At 59.0% G+C, this 18,235-nt stretch carries 19 protein-coding genes and 1 pseudogene; 15 read left to right on the forward strand and 5 right to left on the reverse strand.

Annotated elements, in window-relative coordinates; genetic code table 11:
- Positions 1–62: 62 nt before the first annotated feature.
- Entirely contained in the window at positions 63–2,861 is a 2,799-nt protein-coding gene (locus tag EFQ99_RS30555; protein WP_097603312.1) for a sensor domain-containing protein, read from the forward strand.
- Positions 2,862–3,608: 747 nt separating this feature from the next.
- On the opposite strand, the pseudogene groEL reads toward EFQ99_RS30555, so the two are convergent.
- A pseudogene (gene groEL, locus EFQ99_RS35715) lies at positions 3,609–3,831 on the reverse strand (chaperonin GroEL); the annotation flags it as partial.
- Positions 3,832–4,125: 294 nt separating this feature from the next.
- On the opposite strand from groEL, the gene EFQ99_RS30565 reads away from it, so the two are divergent.
- Positions 4,126–5,046, forward strand: coding sequence for an ArdC family protein (locus EFQ99_RS30565; protein ID WP_004673402.1), 921 nt, complete (start codon positions 4,126–4,128; stop codon positions 5,044–5,046).
- Between the two features lie 110 nt (positions 5,047–5,156).
- On the opposite strand, the gene EFQ99_RS30570 is transcribed toward EFQ99_RS30565, so the two are convergent.
- Together EFQ99_RS30570 and EFQ99_RS30575 are read right to left on the reverse strand one after the other, a co-directional pair.
- Positions 5,157–5,339, reverse strand: coding sequence for a hypothetical protein (locus EFQ99_RS30570; protein WP_016737443.1), 183 nt, complete (start codon positions 5,337–5,339; stop codon positions 5,157–5,159).
- 768 nt (positions 5,340–6,107) lie between these two features.
- Complete coding sequence (locus EFQ99_RS30575) at positions 6,108–6,479, reverse strand: hypothetical protein (protein WP_004673403.1); 372 nt, start codon at positions 6,477–6,479, stop codon at positions 6,108–6,110.
- Between the two features lie 98 nt (positions 6,480–6,577).
- On the opposite strand from EFQ99_RS30575, the gene EFQ99_RS30580 reads away from it, so the two are divergent.
- From EFQ99_RS30580 to virB11, 13 genes are read left to right on the forward strand one after another with little or no spacing between them, the layout of a single operon-like run.
- Entirely contained in the window at positions 6,578–7,114 is a 537-nt protein-coding gene (locus tag EFQ99_RS30580) for a hypothetical protein (RefSeq protein WP_040111786.1), read from the forward strand.
- Positions 7,115–7,117: 3 nt separating this feature from the next.
- On the forward strand, positions 7,118–7,786 hold the full coding sequence (locus EFQ99_RS30585) for a lytic transglycosylase domain-containing protein (protein WP_097603311.1): 669 nt from the start codon (positions 7,118–7,120) through the stop codon (positions 7,784–7,786).
- Positions 7,783–8,082 (forward strand): TrbC/VirB2 family protein, encoded by a 300-nt coding sequence (locus tag EFQ99_RS30590; RefSeq protein WP_040111788.1) that lies wholly within the window; start codon positions 7,783–7,785, stop codon positions 8,080–8,082. Before EFQ99_RS30585 ends, EFQ99_RS30590 begins: the two co-directional genes overlap by 4 nt.
- A gap of 5 nt (positions 8,083–8,087) precedes the next feature.
- The gene (locus tag EFQ99_RS30595; protein WP_040111789.1) at positions 8,088–8,426 is read left to right on the forward strand and encodes a VirB3 family type IV secretion system protein; all 339 of its coding nucleotides are present in this window, start codon (positions 8,088–8,090) and stop codon (positions 8,424–8,426) included.
- Complete coding sequence (locus tag EFQ99_RS30600; RefSeq protein WP_097603310.1) at positions 8,419–10,785, forward strand: VirB4 family type IV secretion/conjugal transfer ATPase; 2,367 nt, start codon at positions 8,419–8,421, stop codon at positions 10,783–10,785. Before EFQ99_RS30595 ends, EFQ99_RS30600 begins: the two co-directional genes overlap by 8 nt.
- The gene (gene virB5, locus EFQ99_RS30605) at positions 10,782–11,483 is read left to right on the forward strand and encodes a P-type DNA transfer protein VirB5 (RefSeq protein WP_097603309.1); all 702 of its coding nucleotides are present in this window, start codon (positions 10,782–10,784) and stop codon (positions 11,481–11,483) included. The genes EFQ99_RS30600 and virB5 overlap by 4 nt, the downstream gene beginning before the upstream one ends.
- Entirely contained in the window at positions 11,480–11,713 is a 234-nt protein-coding gene (locus tag EFQ99_RS30610) for an EexN family lipoprotein (protein ID WP_008537008.1), read from the forward strand. The genes virB5 and EFQ99_RS30610 overlap by 4 nt, the downstream gene beginning before the upstream one ends.
- A 2-nt stretch (positions 11,714–11,715) precedes the next feature.
- Positions 11,716–12,648, forward strand: coding sequence for a TrbL/VirB6 family protein (locus tag EFQ99_RS30615; protein ID WP_011053372.1), 933 nt, complete (start codon positions 11,716–11,718; stop codon positions 12,646–12,648).
- Between the two features lie 41 nt (positions 12,649–12,689).
- The gene (locus EFQ99_RS35720) at positions 12,690–12,971 is read left to right on the forward strand and encodes a hypothetical protein (protein WP_081278376.1); all 282 of its coding nucleotides are present in this window, start codon (positions 12,690–12,692) and stop codon (positions 12,969–12,971) included.
- A gap of 1 nt (position 12,972) precedes the next feature.
- Entirely contained in the window at positions 12,973–13,644 is a 672-nt protein-coding gene (locus EFQ99_RS30625; RefSeq protein ID WP_064820016.1) for a VirB8 family type IV secretion system protein, read from the forward strand.
- Positions 13,641–14,498, forward strand: coding sequence for a P-type conjugative transfer protein VirB9 (gene virB9, locus EFQ99_RS30630; RefSeq protein WP_064820017.1), 858 nt, complete (start codon positions 13,641–13,643; stop codon positions 14,496–14,498). Before EFQ99_RS30625 ends, virB9 begins: the two co-directional genes overlap by 4 nt.
- A gap of 8 nt (positions 14,499–14,506) precedes the next feature.
- Entirely contained in the window at positions 14,507–15,679 is a 1,173-nt protein-coding gene (virB10, locus tag EFQ99_RS30635; RefSeq protein ID WP_064820018.1) for a type IV secretion system protein VirB10, read from the forward strand.
- Between the two features lie 8 nt (positions 15,680–15,687).
- Positions 15,688–16,716, forward strand: coding sequence for a P-type DNA transfer ATPase VirB11 (virB11, locus tag EFQ99_RS30640; protein WP_097603308.1), 1,029 nt, complete (start codon positions 15,688–15,690; stop codon positions 16,714–16,716).
- A gap of 43 nt (positions 16,717–16,759) precedes the next feature.
- Here the strand turns inward: virB11 and EFQ99_RS30645 are convergent, their stop codons facing one another.
- Together EFQ99_RS30645 and EFQ99_RS30650 are read right to left on the reverse strand one after the other, a co-directional pair.
- Positions 16,760–17,338: a PIN domain-containing protein gene (locus EFQ99_RS30645; RefSeq protein WP_097592260.1), complete on the reverse strand. Its 579-nt coding sequence runs from the start codon at positions 17,336–17,338 to the stop codon at positions 16,760–16,762.
- Positions 17,328–17,849, reverse strand: a complete 522-nt coding sequence (locus EFQ99_RS30650) for a MerR family transcriptional regulator (protein WP_064820043.1) — start codon at positions 17,847–17,849, stop codon at positions 17,328–17,330. Before EFQ99_RS30650 ends, EFQ99_RS30645 begins: the two co-directional genes overlap by 11 nt.
- Positions 17,850–18,235: the final 386 nt, after the last annotated feature.

The raw sequence follows: 18,235 nt of genomic DNA on the forward strand, positions 1-18,235 counted from the left end.
TCCTAACAAAATGCTGGCTTGACGCATGATTGCTCAGCCACGTGACAAAGCAGGACAGGCACATGAAACACGTACGTCAATCGGAACGCACATCCCGCCCCGAACAGCCTGTGGAAGTGCAGATGCCGACTGATGCTCAAATCGACCAGGGGCGTGGAGCCTTCCGCAACGCGGTCAATGCCAGCGCTCCGCTTGCCACGGGCACGGCCCCGCCATTTTCGGAAGCCTCCGTTGTCCGGCCATCGCACGGTCACGACGCAGATGTCGCAAGTCTGAAGCAACCGTTTGAGAAGGCTTTCCGGGCGAATCCCCGGCATCCTGCGACAAACATCGACTTGCCATTCAACGCCGAAGAGATGTCCAGTGCCGTCGTACTCGACGCGATCCCGTTACCCGTCTTCTTCAAAAACAGAGATGGGATACACCTTGGTTGCAACAGGGCCTTCGAAAGCTTCTCCGGCCGCTCAAAGGGAGATATTATCGGAAAAACCGTTTTCGATTTGGTGCCCGCACCCATAGCCGAGACGTATGCCGCGTTGGACGAGGCGCTTTTTGCAAATGGCGGTGTTCAGCAATATGAAGCAAAGGCCACCACCGAGAATGGTGGTGTCGTTGATCTTTTACTCAGCAAGACCGCAATCACTGATATCGCTGGTAACAGGATCGGCTTGGTTGGCGCGATGTTGGACATCACAGAGCGAAAACGTGCGGAGCATGATCTCAAAGAGGCTCTTGAATTCGCAGAGGGAATTATTGCCGCCATTCCTGACGTTCTGTTCGAGGTAAATGCCGACGGTCGCTACCTGCAGGTCTGGGCAAGGAATCAGGAGATCCTGGCGCAGCGAAAAGAAGTGCTGCTCGGCAAGCTTGTCCGCGATGTGCTCCCTCCAGATCAGGCCGACATCGCTATGCTGGCTCTTGAAGAAGCCGATGAAACCGGCGCCTCCTACGGTCGTTGTGTCCGTATAGCCCTACCAAACGGCGAATCCCGTTGGTTTGAACTGTCGGTCGCAAGGCGACCAAGCAGCAATCACTCAACCGTCACTTTTCTGGTGTTATCTCGCGATATTACCGAACGAAAGCACGCCGAGGGCACGACTATTGAAGCTCGGGCTCGCCTCCTAAGTGTCCTGCAGACCATTCCGGATATGGTATGGCTGAAAGACGTAACAGGCAAATATCTGTTGTGCAATCATGCCTTCGAAGAATTGGTCGGCAAGGCAGAAGCGGAAATCGTCGGGAAAACGGATTATGACCTGTTTACTCCCGAACTCGCCCAGTTTTTTCGTGACAAGGATGAGGAGGCCATGCAAGCCGGCCGTATTCTCATCAATGAGGAACGGTTTACCGCTCACGAGGACGGTCGATCAACGCTTTTGGAGACTCGTAAGGTTCCGGTATTCACGGGGGGAAAGCTGATGGGGATCCTCGGCGTCGCCCGCGATATCACCGAACTGGACACGTCCCGTAAGAAAATCCATCAGATGGCATTCTACGATTCTCTGACCGGCCTGCCTAACCGGACACTTTTCAATGAACGGCTACGCGAGATGATCGGGGACGCGGCTTCGGCGGGCCAGCGAGCCGGGGTGATGCTGATCGACATGGACCATTTCAAAGCGATCAATGACACTATGGGACATCCCGTCGGTGACGAGTTGCTGCGGCAGGTGGCGACACGCATGAAAAAAGGCGTCCGTGCCAGCGACACCGTGGCGAGACTCGGTGGAGATGAATTTGCAGTCTTGCTGCCCAATGTTCAGGACAATGACGATTTGGCTCAAATTGCCAGCAGAATGCTTGCCGCATTCGGCGAACGCTTCATGCTTTCCGACAGGGAGATCTTTGTATCCTGCAGCATCGGGATATCGGTATTTCCAAATGACGGCGACGCTCCCGACGATTTGGTGAAATATGCGGATTCTGCGATGTATTTGGCGAAGCGCTCGGGGCGTAGCAACTTCCGCTTCTACTCAAAGGATCTCACGATTGGGGCTGAAAAGCGCCTAGCGCTAGAATCAGACCTACGCCTAGCTTTGAAACATGAGCAACTTGAACTCCATTATCAGCCAAAGGTCCTATTGGACAACGGAAAGGTGATCGGTTCAGAAGCACTGCTACGATGGCATCATCCGAAGATGGGAATGATCCCTCCGGGAGAATTCATAGGTGTCGCCGAGGAAACGGGATTGATCATCGATCTTGGACGATGGGTGCTGCATGAGGCGTGTTGCACGGCTGCCGTCATGAATGCAGATGGACTGCCCCCGCACAAGATTGCGATAAATTTGTCTCCTAAGCAGTTTCAATGCCCGCGTTTGTCGCAAACGGTGGCGGACGTATTGCAGGAAACCGGTTGTCGTGCGGAGTGGATCGAGGTTGAAATAACTGAGAGTCTCCTGCTCCATAACTGCGAGGGCGTTTCGACGACACTCTCTCAATTGCATGCGAGCGGAATTTCCATAGCGATCGATGATTTCGGCACCGGCTACTCATCTCTGAGCTATTTGGCTAACTTTCCCATTGATACCCTCAAAATTGACCGGTCATTCATCAATCGATCCGACAAGCGAAGTAGAGAACTGGTCAAGGCAATTCTCTCAATTGCGCGCTGCCTAGGGCAAAATGTAGTCGCTGAGGGCGTGGAGACGGTCGATCAAGAAAAATTCTTGGCTGAAAGCGGCTGCGCTGTGGCACAGGGGTTCTACTATAGCAAGCCCATCCCGAAGTCCGAACTTCTCGCTGCAAACGCAGTGCTCGAGTTCTCTCGCGGTGATTCCCATCTTACGCCGATGCCCGCAGAGGAAGGGGTGGCACTCATGCGCTTGCCTCCCGCATCTGTTGGGACCCGAACCGCGTGAAGCCTACGGCTAACAGCGCGCAGGATCCACGCCACCTGCGGCGCTGTTTATACCGCACTCATCCAACGGAAGCCCAAACTACTCTGGGCGATTGGATAAAACGCGGACCAATAGGAACTACTTAAAACTTCAGGTGCTTTGATGTTCCGAAATATGCAGGCCCTGTACCGAATTGCGCGACGAAACATACGTTGACGTGTTTTCGCTTTCGATTGCCATTGCAAAGACTTGCCCAGTACAATCTACTATTCTGCGTCAATATCGTCAAAAGCATAACCGTGCAAAAGCTCATCCCATTTCCCCATCCGAATAGAAGTTCTGCGGATTTGAAAAGTTCAACTGCGAATTCGAATGGCTCCGGACATTTCGACATCATCCAATCGCTGAAATCGGAACTTCACGATTTGGCTAGTGCCGTAAATCAGTTGGAGGCGCTATGTGAGTCATACCGATCCCAAGCTGATACGTGCTCGCAACCTGACTGAACGACTGAGCGTCCGCGCTTGTCATCGTATTCCCTATGACCCTCTCTGGGCGTGGCGGCCAGTGGTTCGTTGAATCTTGCCAAACGTTCCCGGATCCCACCACTTCCCGAACACGGGAGCTTCAATTCGATCAACTCGAAACTTTCGGCCATTTGAACGGGTGGCGGAAAAAAACGCCAGCGATTGCGCCGTGATTTCGTAATGGTTCTGCCTATTTGCTGAAGGCGGTCGGCCGATTGGAATGCTCCATCAGACCTCAACTTACCGGCAGCAAGGACTGCAGGTTCGATAGCTTCTTTTCGTGGATGAGGATATACGGATCCTCGAACTCTACCCGCATCTTGTCCTGGTTGGCGACGAAGTAGGGGCTGAGGTACGGGTCGAATGCATGCGCGCGAAGACTACGAGTTTGGTCTCGGCGGTCTTGGCTTCCTCGACGAAATGGCACTCTCGTTGCTAACCTTCTCCATTGCGTCGACGAGGAACGGCCGCGCAAGGTCGATGCCACGCTTCGGGTCCATCGATTCATCCCGGACGCTCCCGCCTTGCGTAATAGACTGGATTTTTCATTTCTGCCTGGGTTTCAAACCTGTCTCGCCGTGGTGTTGCTGCATCCCGTCCTGCCCCGGCTTTTGGTCCTGCCAGGCTCGCGCTGCCCGCAACGGCTTTGCCGTCCTTCACTTCGTTGCGGCCCTGCGGGTGCTGGCCGCACTTGCAGCCTGGCTTTTGGACCGCCGTAGCAGGTCGCGATGGCCGCGACCTCGAACGGAGGTTCAGAGATGAACAGGCAGCAATCCAATCAACGATCCGATATCTACAGCCGCATCACCACCAAGATCATCGCCGATCTCAAACAGGGCGTCCGTCCATGGACCAAGCCATGGACGACGGGAGGCTGGACAGCCGAGGTCAGCCGGCCACTGCGCCACAATGGCCAACCCTACACCGGCATCAATGCTCTGCTCCTCTGGTCTGAAGCCATCGCCCGCGGCTTTGCATCACCAAGGTGGATGACGTTTCGCCAGGCAATCGAGCTCGGCGGCGCCGTCCGCAGGGGCGAAACCGGCACGACCGTCGTCTTCGCCAGCTCTTTCATCCGCGCCGAGACGACGGAGACAGGCGCCGAAATCGAACGCGACATCCCCTTCCTCAAAACCTACACCGTGTTCAACACCGACCAGATCACCGGCCTTGATGGCCTTGCCCATTCCATCGCGCCTGACCAGGATTGGATGAGCCGCATCGGTGCTGCCGGCCGCTTCTTTGCCAATACCGGCGCCCTGATCCGCCATGGAGGATCGGCGGCCTATTATGCTGCTGCCCGTGACTACATCCAGATGCCGTGCTTCGACGCCTTCCGGGACGATGCATCCTATGTCGCCGTTCTCAGTCACGAGATGACGCACTGGACCGCTGCACCGCGAAGGCTCGATCGGGATCTCAGCCGCTATGCGAAAGACAGGAGCGAACGCGCCCGCGAAGAGCTCATTGCCGAACTCGGCAGCTGCTTTCTCTGCGCCGATCTTGGTATCGTCCCCGAGCTCGAACCACGCCCCGACCATGCAAGCTATCTCGATGACTGGCTCAAGGTTCTCGGCAGCGACAAGCGTGCCATCTTTTCAGCGGCAGCTCATGCCCAGCGCGCGGTCGACTATCTGCATGACTTGCAGCCGGACCTCAACGAGGAGGAGGCGGCGTGAGCCGTCTCCTTCTTAGCCACCCGGACGCCGCCCACTGCCGCGACCCGACGGCCGCAAGCTCCTATCCCGCGAACCGGCGTCTAAAATCGTCAGGCATTGACCTCGCGCAGCTAGTGGGGCGTGTTCACCGGCATATTGAAGTGACGCGCGAAGTATTCCGACGGCGTCGTCATGCGGCCCGTGGTGAGAACCAGCGCATCCCCTCGACCGTCGATGCTGAAAATCACGCGACTGTGCAGGCTTGCAACCTCCTCCGGCAGATCCTCCCTTAGCATCGCGATGGCGGAAGCCATCGTCCGCCGAGGGCGAACGAGAACGATGTCCCGCGCGAACGAGTCGTCGTGCGTAGCATCGAGAGAAGCGTTGATGACAGCGGGTCGTCGGATGATCTATTTGGAACTAGCAAAAAATATTGCTTTGATAAATTTGCGCTGACAGCTTTGGCCGCGGCCTCAACACGAGCGGGTGCCTGCAGCCGCTGGCGCGCATTGGAAAGATGGAGGCGGACGGTTTGAATGGATAAGTTTCAGTCTCCTATGGATAGCACCGTCACTATCGCCGTCGGATAAAAGCTGCAAACAACGTCTTTCCTGTTTCGTCAGATCCTGCCTGGGATTAGCGATCTCTCCGTCCAAACGCGTTGGACCCGTTCATGAAATCTGTTTTCGCTTGGCGCGTAATGCCGGATAGACACTGGAGAGCCAACCATCGGCGCCCTCACCGGTAGGTCATGTTCCAGCCGAGTTCGCCGGTGCGCAACGCGCTCCATATGCTGAGCGGCGACGGAGATAGGGAACGCACGGGCGGGGGCAGTCGGTCCCGCCTCCCTTGACGGCCGCTATGCTGAGGCTCCTGCGGCTGCCCTTGTTCCGCCCTTAGCGTGGCGAGAATTCCCGAAATCCGCCTCACGGCGCCGCTATGCTGATTTCTCCGATACTCTTCATTGTTTGATTGCAACCCGCCTGCGGACGGGTTGCCTGATCGTCCCTGATGACTACCGGCAGCCATGCGATCGGGCTGGCGGATGATTCGCATCTCACTCCATTAAAGCCGAAGATCAGTCAGTTTAACCCCGCCTCCTGGCTGGCGCGGAAAGAGCTCAGCTTGCTCAGGAGGTCCTGAGAGATCTCGAATTGCCGCGCCGTCCCCCGGCCCATGGCGTTCTTCCCCATCGTCTCCACCAGCATTCCCCGCTTTACCAAAAGGTCGACCGTCTCCTTCACACCGCTGCGTGTTAGCTCGGTAATCTCAATTATATTAGAGAGGGTTAGCTTCTGATGGGCCTGAGTCATCGTATAGAGGATCGTCATCATGCCGATCTGCTTCAGCCTCGCCTGCGGGGTCTCGTCCTCCAGCGGATGGTCGAGGATCTCATGGAGAATGAGTCCCGAGAAGGCAAGGTTGTGCCATTGCGTTTTAATCGCGCTTGTCATGTCATTTAACTATGTTATATACGACAGTATAAACGCGGGCAGGCAGATTGAGTCTCCCGAAACGCAATAGGGCGCCATCGTCTCGAAGGATCCTGTTCATGAAAAGCCTTCTCCTGAATTCACTGCTTACGGTCTGCTTCGTTGCGCCACCCTATCTTATTTTCGGCAGTAACGCGCGGGCCGAGGATTGGGGATGCCAGGTTATCCTATGCCTTTCCAATCCCGGCGGGCCGACGCAATATGCCGAATGCCGGCCGCCGATCCAGAAGCTGTGGCGGGAGCTTGCCGAGGGGCACTTATTCCCGACCTGTAGCGGCGTCGGTTTTCAGAGTTCGCGGCCGGGCTATGAACCCTATTATTGCGATGCGGGGTACAAGCTCACGACTGATAGCGGTCGCGGCGGTCGGCAAGCAACCTGCGTGTCGACATCGCCGCAGCCGGTGAGCAACAGCCTCTGCTGGGATGGGAACGACTATACTTCCCGCGACAATTCGGTCCTGTCGCCACATTGGCAGCGCGTGGACGGGCACCGCCAGTGCATGGGCTATCCGATAAGTCGTCCGAATGTGCGATCGCAGCCGCACTATGTCGATGTCACCATCGACGGCGCCGGTAAACAGCGCGTTTGGTACTGACCGATGGGTGCTGCATTCGTCGAAATCGCGCAAACCTGTGCGCCGATGGTTCAGGTCGAGACGCTGGCCGGCATTGTCAGCCTCGAGAGCCGGTTTCAGCCCTTCGCCATCCGCATCAACACGGGCCCGCCGCTGGCCGCTCAACCCGTATCGAAGGCGGAGGCGATCGAGGTTGCCACGTCCCTGATTGCCGATCGCCAGGATATCCAGATCGGCCTTGGCGGCCTTGGCATCGAGCACCTTCAGAAACTAAAGCTATCCGTCGCCGACGCCTTCGATCCCTGCCGGAACCTCAAGGCCACGGCCACGCTTCTCGACGGATACTACCGCGCCGCATTACGCGCGGGGGATCCGGCTCAGGCCGAAAGGGTGATGCTCCAGTCCTATTATGGCCGCGATGATCCATCCCTCGGCGCCATGGCCAAATATGACGAGCAGGTACGCCAGGAAGCAAAGCAGTTATCGCCAACGCTTGCCTCGCTCACCATTGGCGAACGCGCTGACCAGGACGGGTCGGGCGGGCAGCCACAGGATGAGGTGGTACCAGCACTTCCCGAACCGCCTTTACAACCCTCCCAAGCCGTCGAGGCCCCATCCTGGGACGTGTTCAGCTCAAGGCGGCAATCCTCGGTTCTCGTTTTCCAAAATGATCGATCGGAGCAAAGTGAATGATCTTCAAAGCCAGACTTCGCCCCCTTGCCGCATCCACGCTCATGGCGGCCGCCATTGTCATCTGCCTGGTCGAGCCAGCGTTCGCCCAGGCCGCCGGCATCGAAACCGTGCTGCAGAATATTGTCGACATGCTGACCGGCAATATCGCCCGTCTGCTGGCCGTTATCGCCGTCATCATCATCTGCATCGCCTGGATGTTTGGCTACATGGATTTGAGGCGGGCCGGCTTCTGGATCATCGGGATCGGCGGCATTTTCGGCGCCACCGAGCTGGTCAATACCATCGTGGGGAATTGAGCGCTATGGCGAGCATTCCGAGTCTCGAAGACGACACGTTGTTTCTCGCCTGCACGCGCCCGGCAATGATCGCTGGCGTGACGATGGAGGCGATGGGCGTCAACATCATGCTGACGACCATCCTTTACATCACTGCGGGATCAATCGCCTACGCGCTGGTCGGTATCGTTTTCCATGTCCTGTTTCGCGCGCTCGTCAAGCACGACCACAATATGTTTCGGATCCTCATTGCGTGGATCGAAACCCGTGGCCGCTCCCGCAATACCGCGTATTGGGGCGGCGCCACGCTCTCGCCTCTGAAGCTCACCCGGCGTTATGACGAAAGGGATCTCAGCTTTGTCTAACATTGCGACGCTCCGGTCGCGCGAGCTAGGGCCGGAAACCTTCATTCCCTATGTCAGGCATGTCGACGAGACGACCATTGCGCTCGAATCCCGAGCGTTGATGACAATGATCGCTCTCGACGGCGTTTCCTTCGAGACATCAGACGTCAGGAATCTCAACGGCCTGCACCGCAGCCTGAACACGCTCTATCGCAATATCGCCGACGAGCGACTGGCGCTCTGGACGCATATGGTGCGCCGCCGCGACAATGCCTATCCCGAGGGACGCTTCGCCAATCCCTTTTCCGACGGTCTGAACGCGCGATATCGGGAGCGGATGGTGAATGAAGACCTGTTTGGCAACGATCTCTACCTCACCCTTGTCTGGCATCCCGGGCGGGATCCCGCCGAAAAGGCCGCCAAGCTTCTCTCTCGACTCAGCAAGGCGCGCCGATCCGATGCCGAGCTCGACGGGCAGGCTCTGAAGCATCTGCGTGACCGGGTGGCGGATGTCGCCGCCGGCCTGCAGCGCTTTGGGCCGCGGCAGCTTACCCTCCACGAACATGACGGCATCCTTTTCTCCGAGCCGAGCGAAGTTCTCCACCAGATCGTCGGTGGACGGCGGGAGCCGATCGCATTGACGGAGGGACGAATTTCCTCGGCGATCTATTCCGACCGGGTGATTTTTGGGCGCGAAACCATTGAAATCCGTCACGAGGCCGACAGCCGCTATGCCGGCATGTTCGGCTTCAAGGAATATCCGGCGACGACGCGCAGCGGCATGCTCGACGCTATCCTGACCGCACCTTTCGAGCTCATCCTGACGCAGTCCTTCGCCTTCACCTCAAAGGCCGATGCCCGCACGATCATGGGTCGCAAGCAGAACCAGATGGTCAGTGCCGGCGACAAGGCAGCCTCGCAGATCGAGGAACTCGGTGAGGCGATGGACGATCTCGAATCCAATCGCTTCGTTCTCGGGGAACATCATCTTACGCTTGCCGTCTTCGCTCCCTCGGTCAAGGAACTGACCGATCACATGGCGAAGGCGCGCGCCTATCTCACCAGCGGCGGCGCGGTCGTCGCCCGCGAGGATCTTGGGCTCGAGGCTGCTTGGTGGGCACAACTGCCGGGCAATTTCCGCTATCGCGCGCGCTCGGGAGCGATCACGTCGCGCAACTTCGCAGCCCTTGCTCCCTATCATTCCTATCCGGCGGGCAAGAAGGACGGCAACGAGTGGGGACCGGCGGTCGCCATGCTCAAGACCGCGTCCGGCTCGCCCTTCTATTTCAACTTTCACCACGGCGACCTCGGCAACACGTTCGTCTGCGGCCCGTCGGGTGCGGGCAAGACGGTGCTGTTGAACTTCATGCTGTCGCAGCTCGAAAAGCACGATCCGCATATGGTCTTTTTCGACAAGGACCGCGGCGCGGATCTCTTCGTGCGGGCGGCCGGCGGCACCTATCTGCCGCTGAGAAATGGTGTCGCCACCGGCTGCGCGCCGTTGAAAGCACTGGAATTCACTGCGGAAAACAAAGTATTCCTCACCGGTTGGATCGCCAAGCTGGTCCGATCCGGACCTGGCGAATTATCGATTACCGAGTTGCGCGACATCACCTCGGCGGTCGACGGGGTGGCGGACCTGCCGGTGGAGCGTCGCTCCATCGGCGCCCTGCGCACCTTCCTCAACAATACCGATCCCGAGGGCATTGCCGCACGTCTGCGACGGTGGGAGAGGGGCGGGCCGCTTGGCTGGGTCTTCGACAACGAGGCTGACGATATCGGTATCGGCCCCAGGTTCATCGGCTACGACATGACCGATTTCCTCGACAATGAGGAGATCCGCACGCCGTTGATGGCCTACCTGTTCTATCGCATCGAGCAGCTGATCGACGGGCGTCGCATCATCATCGTCATCGACGAGTTCTGGAAGGCGCTGCAGGACGAAGGCTTTCGTGATCTCGCCCAGAACAAGCTCAAGACGATCCGCAAGCAGAACGGTCTCATGCTGTTTGCGACCCAGAGCCCGCGCGACGCCATCGTATCGCCGATCGCCCACACGATCATCGAGCAGTGCCCGACCCAGATCTTTCTTCCGAACCCGCGCGGCGACCGCGCCGACTATGTCGACGGTTTCAAGCTGACCGAACGTGAATTCGAGCTCATCTCGCGCGAGCTCTCCGTCGAGAGCCGCCGGTTCATCGTCAAGCAGGGGCACAACAGCGTTGTCGCCGAGCTGAACCTCAACGGCTTCGACGACGAACTTGCCATCCTCTCCGGCCGGACGGCCAATGTCGAGCTTGCCGATGCTATCCGTTTGGAGATCGGCGAGGGACGGGAGGATTGGCTTGCCGTGTTTCATCAGAGGAGGAAGACAGCATGATCCGAACAGGAACGATGCGGCCATTATTTGTATCGGCCGCTCTTTTAGCGTCGGCGATGCTGGCGTCGGCCCAGGGCATCCCGGTCATCGATCAGACATCGATCGCCAAGCAGATTGAGAGCATCACGCAGCTGAAGTCCCAGCTCGACGCCTTGAACCAGCAGCTCCAGCAAGCCCAGCAGCTCTACGGCTCGCTGAACAAGATCACCAACATGGCCGACGTCGCCAACCTGCTGAACGATCCGTCGATCCGCAAGGCGCTTCCGCAGGACTTCAACGCAATCGAGGGCCTGTTCCAAGGTTCCGGCAGCGGCGTCTTCGGCAGTTCCGCTTCGAAATTCCTTCAGGATAACTCCAGCTATCGCACCGATGCCGACGATTTCTATGCGCAGGAACTGTCGCGCATCCAGAACCAGAACGCCGGGCAGATGAGCCTCGGCCGGCAGATCTACGATGCGGCGACCAAGCGCATCGGCGGCATCGATGAGCTTCGCCAGAAAATCTCCGGTGCTGCCGACGCCAAGGACATCGCCGATCTGCAGGCCCGCCTCCAGGCCGAAACCGCCTTCTTGCAAACCGACGTCTTGCGCATGCAGGGCCTGCAGATGGTCCAGCAGGCCCAGGTGCAGGTCGATGACCAACGCAAGGCCGAGGACTGGCGCAAGCGCATGGACACGATGGGAGCGGCGCTCAAATGAAGTGGCTTCTTTTTAGCGCGGCAATGCTTTTTCTGGCGGCCTGCTCCCCGCAGGCGGAGAAGATTTACACGGTCGATGAGTTCATGGCGGACGATGCTCTGCTCGCGAAAATCATCGGCGAATGCCGTAACAATCCCGGAGAACTCCGTGATACGCCCAATTGCCGCAACGCCGAGGCGGCCGACGGCAAGCTGCGGCTGGAGCGGATGGGCAAATCGTTGGGAGGCTGACGATGTATCAGGTCTTCAGCTTCGTCGACGGGCAGTTCAAGGCACCGCTCGAGAACTTCATTTCGTCGGGCACCTCCAATATCGCCAGCTGGGTCAGCGGCCCGCTGACGGCCGCACTTACACTTTATGTCGTGCTCTACGGTTATCTCGTTCTGCGCGGCTCCGTGCAGGAACCGATCCTCGAATTCGCTTTCCGAGCGATGAAGCTCGCCATCATCGTCATGCTGGTGAGGAATGCCGGCGAGTATCAAACCTACGTCACCAATATCTTTTTCGATGCGCTGCCGCACGAAATCTCGCAGGCGCTGAACTCCGGCGCGGCGCCGAGCGCCTCCACATTCGACAGCCTGCTGGATAAGGGCCAGAGGTGCGCCAAAGAGATATGGTCGCGGGGTTCGTGGCCTATCGATATCGTCACCGGCGTGGGCGGCCTGCTGGTTATCGGCGCAAGTTTTCTTGTCGCGGCGATCGGTTATATAGTTTCGCTCTATGCCCGGCTGGCGCTTGCCATCGTGCTGGCAATAGGTCCGATCTTCATCGCGCTCGCCATGTTCCAGTCGACCCGCCGATTCACGGAATCCTGGATCGGCCAACTCGCCAACTTCGTCATCCTGCAGGTGCTGGTGGTGGCGATCGGCTCGCTGCTGATCACCTGCATCGACACGACGTTTACGGCGATCGAAAGCTATAGTGACGTGCTTATGCGGCCGATCGCGCTCTGCGCCATTTGCGTTGCCGCACTCTACGTCTTCTACCAACTGCCCGGCATCGCTTCAGCTCTCGCGGCGGGCGGGGCGTCGCTCACCTACGGCTACGGCGCCGCCCGCGATGCGCATGAAAGCACGCTCGCCTGGGCGACATCCCACACAGTCAGAGCGGTCGGCCGAGGCGCGCGTTCCGTTGGCCGCCGCCTGACTCCAGGCCGGACCGAATGACGGCCACCAACGCTTCAGACAATTGAACAGGTTTTTTTGGGATGCTCCGTATCGTTTTATCGTTTTTGCTGACCGCCGGTCTCGTAGGCTGCGGTTCGATTTCCCACCCGTTGCCCAAATGTGATGGTTATTCCCGCCGGCCGCTGAACCGCGCCATGTGGCAATGGCAGGACAGTGGAGGCGAGCAGCCGGCGACCCGGGCCGTTCCCGCTGAGCCGACCAGTCACGCCGCCGCCTATGTGCCGGAACCATCTTCAGCCACACCGGCCGCTTTCGCGCATTTCGATGTCGCGGGCTCCTACCGTCCATGCGAGGGCGAATGACATGGTGACCACGAATAACCTCAAAAGTTACTTCGACAAAGCCCGCCGGTTCGATCAGGACCGGATGATCCAGGTCGAGCGTTCCGCCCGCATCGCTTGGTTCGTCGCTGCTTGCGCCGGCACGCTTGCTGCCGTTTCCGTCTTTGCCGTTGCCGGCCTCACTCCTTTGAAAACCGTCGAGCCTTTCGTCGTGCGGGTCGATAATTCCACAGGCATCGTTGACGTAGTCTCGGCGCTGACGTCGGCCGCCGGCACCTACGACGAGGCCGTCACCAAATATTTCGCGGCCAAATATGTCCGCGCCCGCGAGGGCTACGTCTGGAGCGAGGGCGAGGAGAATTTCCGCACCGTCGCCTTGCTGTCGACGCAGCCGGAACAGACTCGATTTGCCGCAGTCTACCGCGGCAGCAATCCCGATTCCCCGCAGAACATTTATGGCCGCAGCGCCACGTCGCGGATCAACATTGTTTCCATCTCGCTGATCAACGCCAATGTGGCATCCGTCCGCTATATGAGGACCGTGACCCGCGGTGACGAGGTGCGCACCACGCACTGGGTTACGACCCTGACCTTCTCCTATGCCAACGCTCCGATGTCCTCGACCGACCGGCTGACCAATCCGCTCGGCTTCGTCGTCAGCGAATATCGCGCCGATCCGGAGGCCATCAATTGAGACTGCACTTTCTCCTTCCGCTCATTCTGACCACCGGGTTTTCGTCTGCAGCGCTCGCCCTCGAGACGCCGCGCGGCGCCGCGCAGGACAACCGCATCCGTTTCGTCGACTACCAGCCCTATAACATCACCAAAGTCGTCGGCACGCTGCGGTCTTCGGTGCAAATCGAATTCGCCGCCGACGAGGAAATCGCTCATGTGGCGCTTGGCAACAGCGTTGCTTGGGAAGTGGCGCCGGCCGGCAACATCCTGTTCCTGAAGCCCAGGGAAAATCAGCCGGTGACGAATATCTCGGTCGTGACGACACGACGGGACGGCTCGACCCGCAGCTACCAGATGGAACTCACTGTCCGCGACGGAAGCGTTGAAGCCGGTCAGAACACCTTTTTCTATGTGAAATATCGCTATCCCGCTGATGAAGCGGAGCGGCACCGCCAGGAAGCAGCTGCGCGCGCGCAGGCGGCGCAGGCCGGTGAGGCCGATCGCGTGCTTGCCCTTCACGAAGCCTATGGACCGCGCAACTGGCGTTATTCGGCGCAAGGATCCCAAGCGCTCGAACCGCAAGCGGTCTATGACAACGGCAAGGTCACGACCTTCGCCTTCGCCGGCAACCAGGAAATGCCGGCGATCTATATGGAAAATTCCGACGGCAGCGAAAGCCTGGTCTCGAAGTCGGTCGACGGCAATCTCGTCCTTGTTCACGCGATCAGCCGCAAGTTCATCCTGCGCCGGGGCGGCGACGTGCTTTGCGTCTTCAACGAAGCCTACGATCGCGTCGGCATCAATTCCGAGACCAACACGACGTCACCGTCGGTCGAGCGCGTCGTCAAAGTGCCGCCCGGCGCGGCGCAATAGGAGGTGACATGGCCGAGGAAGAGATTGCCCAGATTCCGGGCGAGCGGGCCGAGACGGCGGCCGGTGGCCGGCTCGACAATAACCCCACCCTCAAACGCGGCACTGTCGCGTTGGCGATCGTCGTCTTTGTCGCCTTCGCTCTCTGGTCGATGCGAGGGCAGGACAAACCGTCAGACGGTGCCCAGCCGGAGCGCGTTGTCATCCGGCAGACATCGGATTTCGAACCGGCGAAGGAGCCACAGCCGGTGGCGACACCGCCGCAATTTCAGCTCCCGACGCCTGTCGCCGCCGAGCAGGCGCCGACCGAGGATGACAAGCTGCTCGACGCTGCCCGCCGTGCGCCGGTCATCGCCTATGGCGGCGAGAAATCGCCGGCCACGCGGCGGCAGGATCAGGGCGAGGCGTCGGATCAGGCCTCGAATTACGTGCCGCTCGGCGCCAATCCCGGCGGCTTCGCCTCGCAGGGTGAAAACGAAGACCAGCGCTTCAACCGCTTGCTGACGCCGACGCAGTTGCAGGGATCGCGCGCCGGCACGTTGGGCAACCGCGATTTCATTGTCGCAATGGGGACATCCATTCCTTGCGTTCTCGAGACCGCGCTCTCCTCCGATCAGCCAGGGTTCACGAGCTGCGTCATCAACCGGGACGTTCTCTCAGATAATGGCCGTGTGGTGCTGATGGAAAAAGGCACGCAGATCGTCGGAGAATATCGCGGCGGTCTTCGCCGTGGCCAAAAGCGCCTGTTCGTTCTCTGGAACCGGGCGAAGACGCCGAAAGGCGTGATCATCACTTTGGCTTCGCCGGCGACCGATGCGCTTGGCCGGGCCGGCATCGATGGTTATGTGGACACCCATTGGTGGGAGCGGTTCGGCAGCGCAATGCTCCTGTCGATCGTCGGTGATGCCAGTTCCTATGCCAGCAGCCGGCTGCAGGACAGCGACGTCGAAGCGCAAAATACCACCAGCGCCGGTCAGCAGGCCGCGGCGATCGCCGTCGAGCAGTCGATCAACATTCCGCCGACGCTCATGAAACATCAGGGCGAGTTGGTTTCGATCTTCGTCGCACGCGACCTCGACTTCTCAAGCGTTTATCGGCTTCGCGTGACCGAGCCCCGCAATCGCGTCTACGACCGTGCTGTCCTTGGGGATTTCAGCCCCTCCTCGAAGCTCGTGACAAAATAGGTTCGGCAATGACTGAAGCTGCCGACTCCGGCGTCGTGCGCGAACTGCTTTCGCCACTATCACGCTTCCTACGCGACAAGACGCTCTATGAGGTCGTCGTCAACCTGCCGGGACAGGTCGTCACGGAGGGTAGGGACGGATGGCAGACCTATGAGATGCCCGAACTTTCGTTCGACCGGCTGATGCGTCTCGCTCGCGCCGTCGCGAGCTTCTCCGATCAATCGATCGACGAGACGCGGCCGATCCTGTCGGCGACCCTGCCGGATGATGAGCGGATCCAGATCGTCATCCCGCCGGCAACGACGAAGGGAACCGTCAGCATCACCATCCGCAAGCCGTCCTCCGTGTCGCTGACCCTTGAGGATCTCGATCATGGAGGATTGTTCGCCGACGTTTTGCGGGTCGACGGCGACGCGAGCCAATCGGACCAAAGGCTGTTGGAATACTATCGCATTGGCGCCTACAAAGCGTTTCTCCGGGAGGCGGTGTTTGCAAGAAAGAACATCATCATCTCCGGCGCCACCGGGTCGGGAAAAACAACTCTATCGAAAGCGCTGATCCGCCACATTCCGCAAAGCGAGCGGATTATTTCGATCGAAGACACTCCCGAGCTGGTGGTCCCGCAGCCCAACCATGTTCGGCTCCTTTACTCCAAAGGCGGGCAGGGGCTCGCCAAGGTCGGCGCGAAGGACCTGCTCGAATCCTGCCTGCGCATGCGGCCCGACCGCATTTTGCTGCAGGAGCTGCGGGACGGGACGGCATTCTACTACATCCGCAATGTCAACTCCGGCCATCCTGGCTCCATCACCACGGTCCATGCCGACTCGGCCCGCCTCGCCTTTGAGCAGCTGACTTTGCTGGTCAAGGAGTCGGAGGGTGGTGGGGACCTCGAACGGCACGACATCCGCGAGATGTTGACGATCGCGGTCGACATCATCATCCAATGCAAGCGGATCGACGGCCGGTTTCGGGTGAGCGAGATCTACTATCGAGACGCCGCGACTGACCTCGGCCGCTCTTCGTCGGATCGAGCTTAACGGGTTGCGTCCGGGCCTCAAACAATTCTGTCGGTCTCGACCGTCAGTCCAATTGTGCGGCCTTCTCACGCAGGACCACTGAAAACGCGCGGAGCCCCTGATGGTCCAGTGCATCAATGAATTCGTGAACCGCCGGCACCGTCTTCCGTAAATTCAACCGGCCGCGCCTGATGCTGTCGATCAATGCGCTCGAAAACGTGGAATGGAGGCCCACGAGGAAATTGTCTGGCGACACGCAGGCCACCCCATGAGGCCGAAGGTCCGCGGCTGGGAAATCCTTGAGATTCCACGTGACAATCAGAGAAGCCTTTCCGGCGATGGCTGCAGCTAAAACATGACGATCATCCGGATCCGGTAGCGAGAGGTCGGGGATGAGAATTCGGTGGTTGCCGACATCGGCATCGGGCAAAACTTCCTTGATCCGATCACGGGTCGCTTTCAGACGGGCGAAGGGTATATCGGGTGAGCCGATGGCCAGATTGCGAATCCACTCGGCGTGGATGTCGTCGGTCCAGCGTGCGTCGACGAGACCGTCGAAAGCACACTGGACCAAGACATTACGCAAATGGAAAGGGTAGAGGACGCAGGCATCATAGACCGCGACAGGCGGCTTAGAGGCCATGATTGACGATCAGATCCTCTGTGTCCTCGGCCAGCGCGTCGAGGCTTTTCTGGCGAGCATCGAGCTTGTCCTTGAGCGCGAGAACATCCTTCAACTTGGCTCGGCGGTGCTTGCCGACATAGCGGAAGGGCAGATCGCCGCGATCCATGCGCAGCACCACGAGAGGACGTGAGATGCCGAGGATGGTGGAGGCGTCGGTCGGGCTCAATTCCTGATCTTCCGTGAGCACGGCAACACGCTTGCCGCGCAACAGATGATCGAGGAGTGCTTCGACAGGTGCGAGAGCCGAGGCTGGGAGAGAAAGGGTTTGAAGTTGTCCACCTTCACGGCGAATCCGTAGTTCCAGTTGGTCGCCCTCCGCCAGATTTGGCATAGGCGCGACGGCCTTGCGGTCGCGATCCGACAATTTGGTAAATTGAAGAACATGGCTGGTCATGGCGAACACCTCTGACCATGTATATAGGGCAAGTCGCTTATAACTGCAATAACTGAAATATGCTCCGCTTTCCATCTCCGATTTCTGGGTGCCATAGGAGCGCGCGGCGAACAAGCTCGACCCGCCAACTTGAAGCGTGGGTTACCCGCCAACCGCAAGCGCTCCGCTTTCGATGTGGTCATGCAATGCAAAGGGGGCCGCCTCACCAACTATGCAGAAAAATAGGGCCGCTGGAAAACCAGGGCCCTTTAAGGTGTGAAGGTCAATAACCTCCAGAGGGGAACAGCTGATACGATGGCACTGGGAGGAAAACCATCGATTGCATCAACTGGAGGCAATATGCTCATATTTTGACCGCTTGGTAAACATTTTTTGTGCAGTGCAGCTATGCAGAAATGGCAGAGAGTTCTCTGGGCCGATTTGACCGGGATATAGCTTCACGCAGTCGAGATCGCCCGCTC

The organism is Rhizobium vallis, assembly GCF_003985155.1.
In the GTDB taxonomy this organism is placed as follows: domain Bacteria; phylum Pseudomonadota; class Alphaproteobacteria; order Rhizobiales; family Rhizobiaceae; genus Rhizobium; species Rhizobium vallis.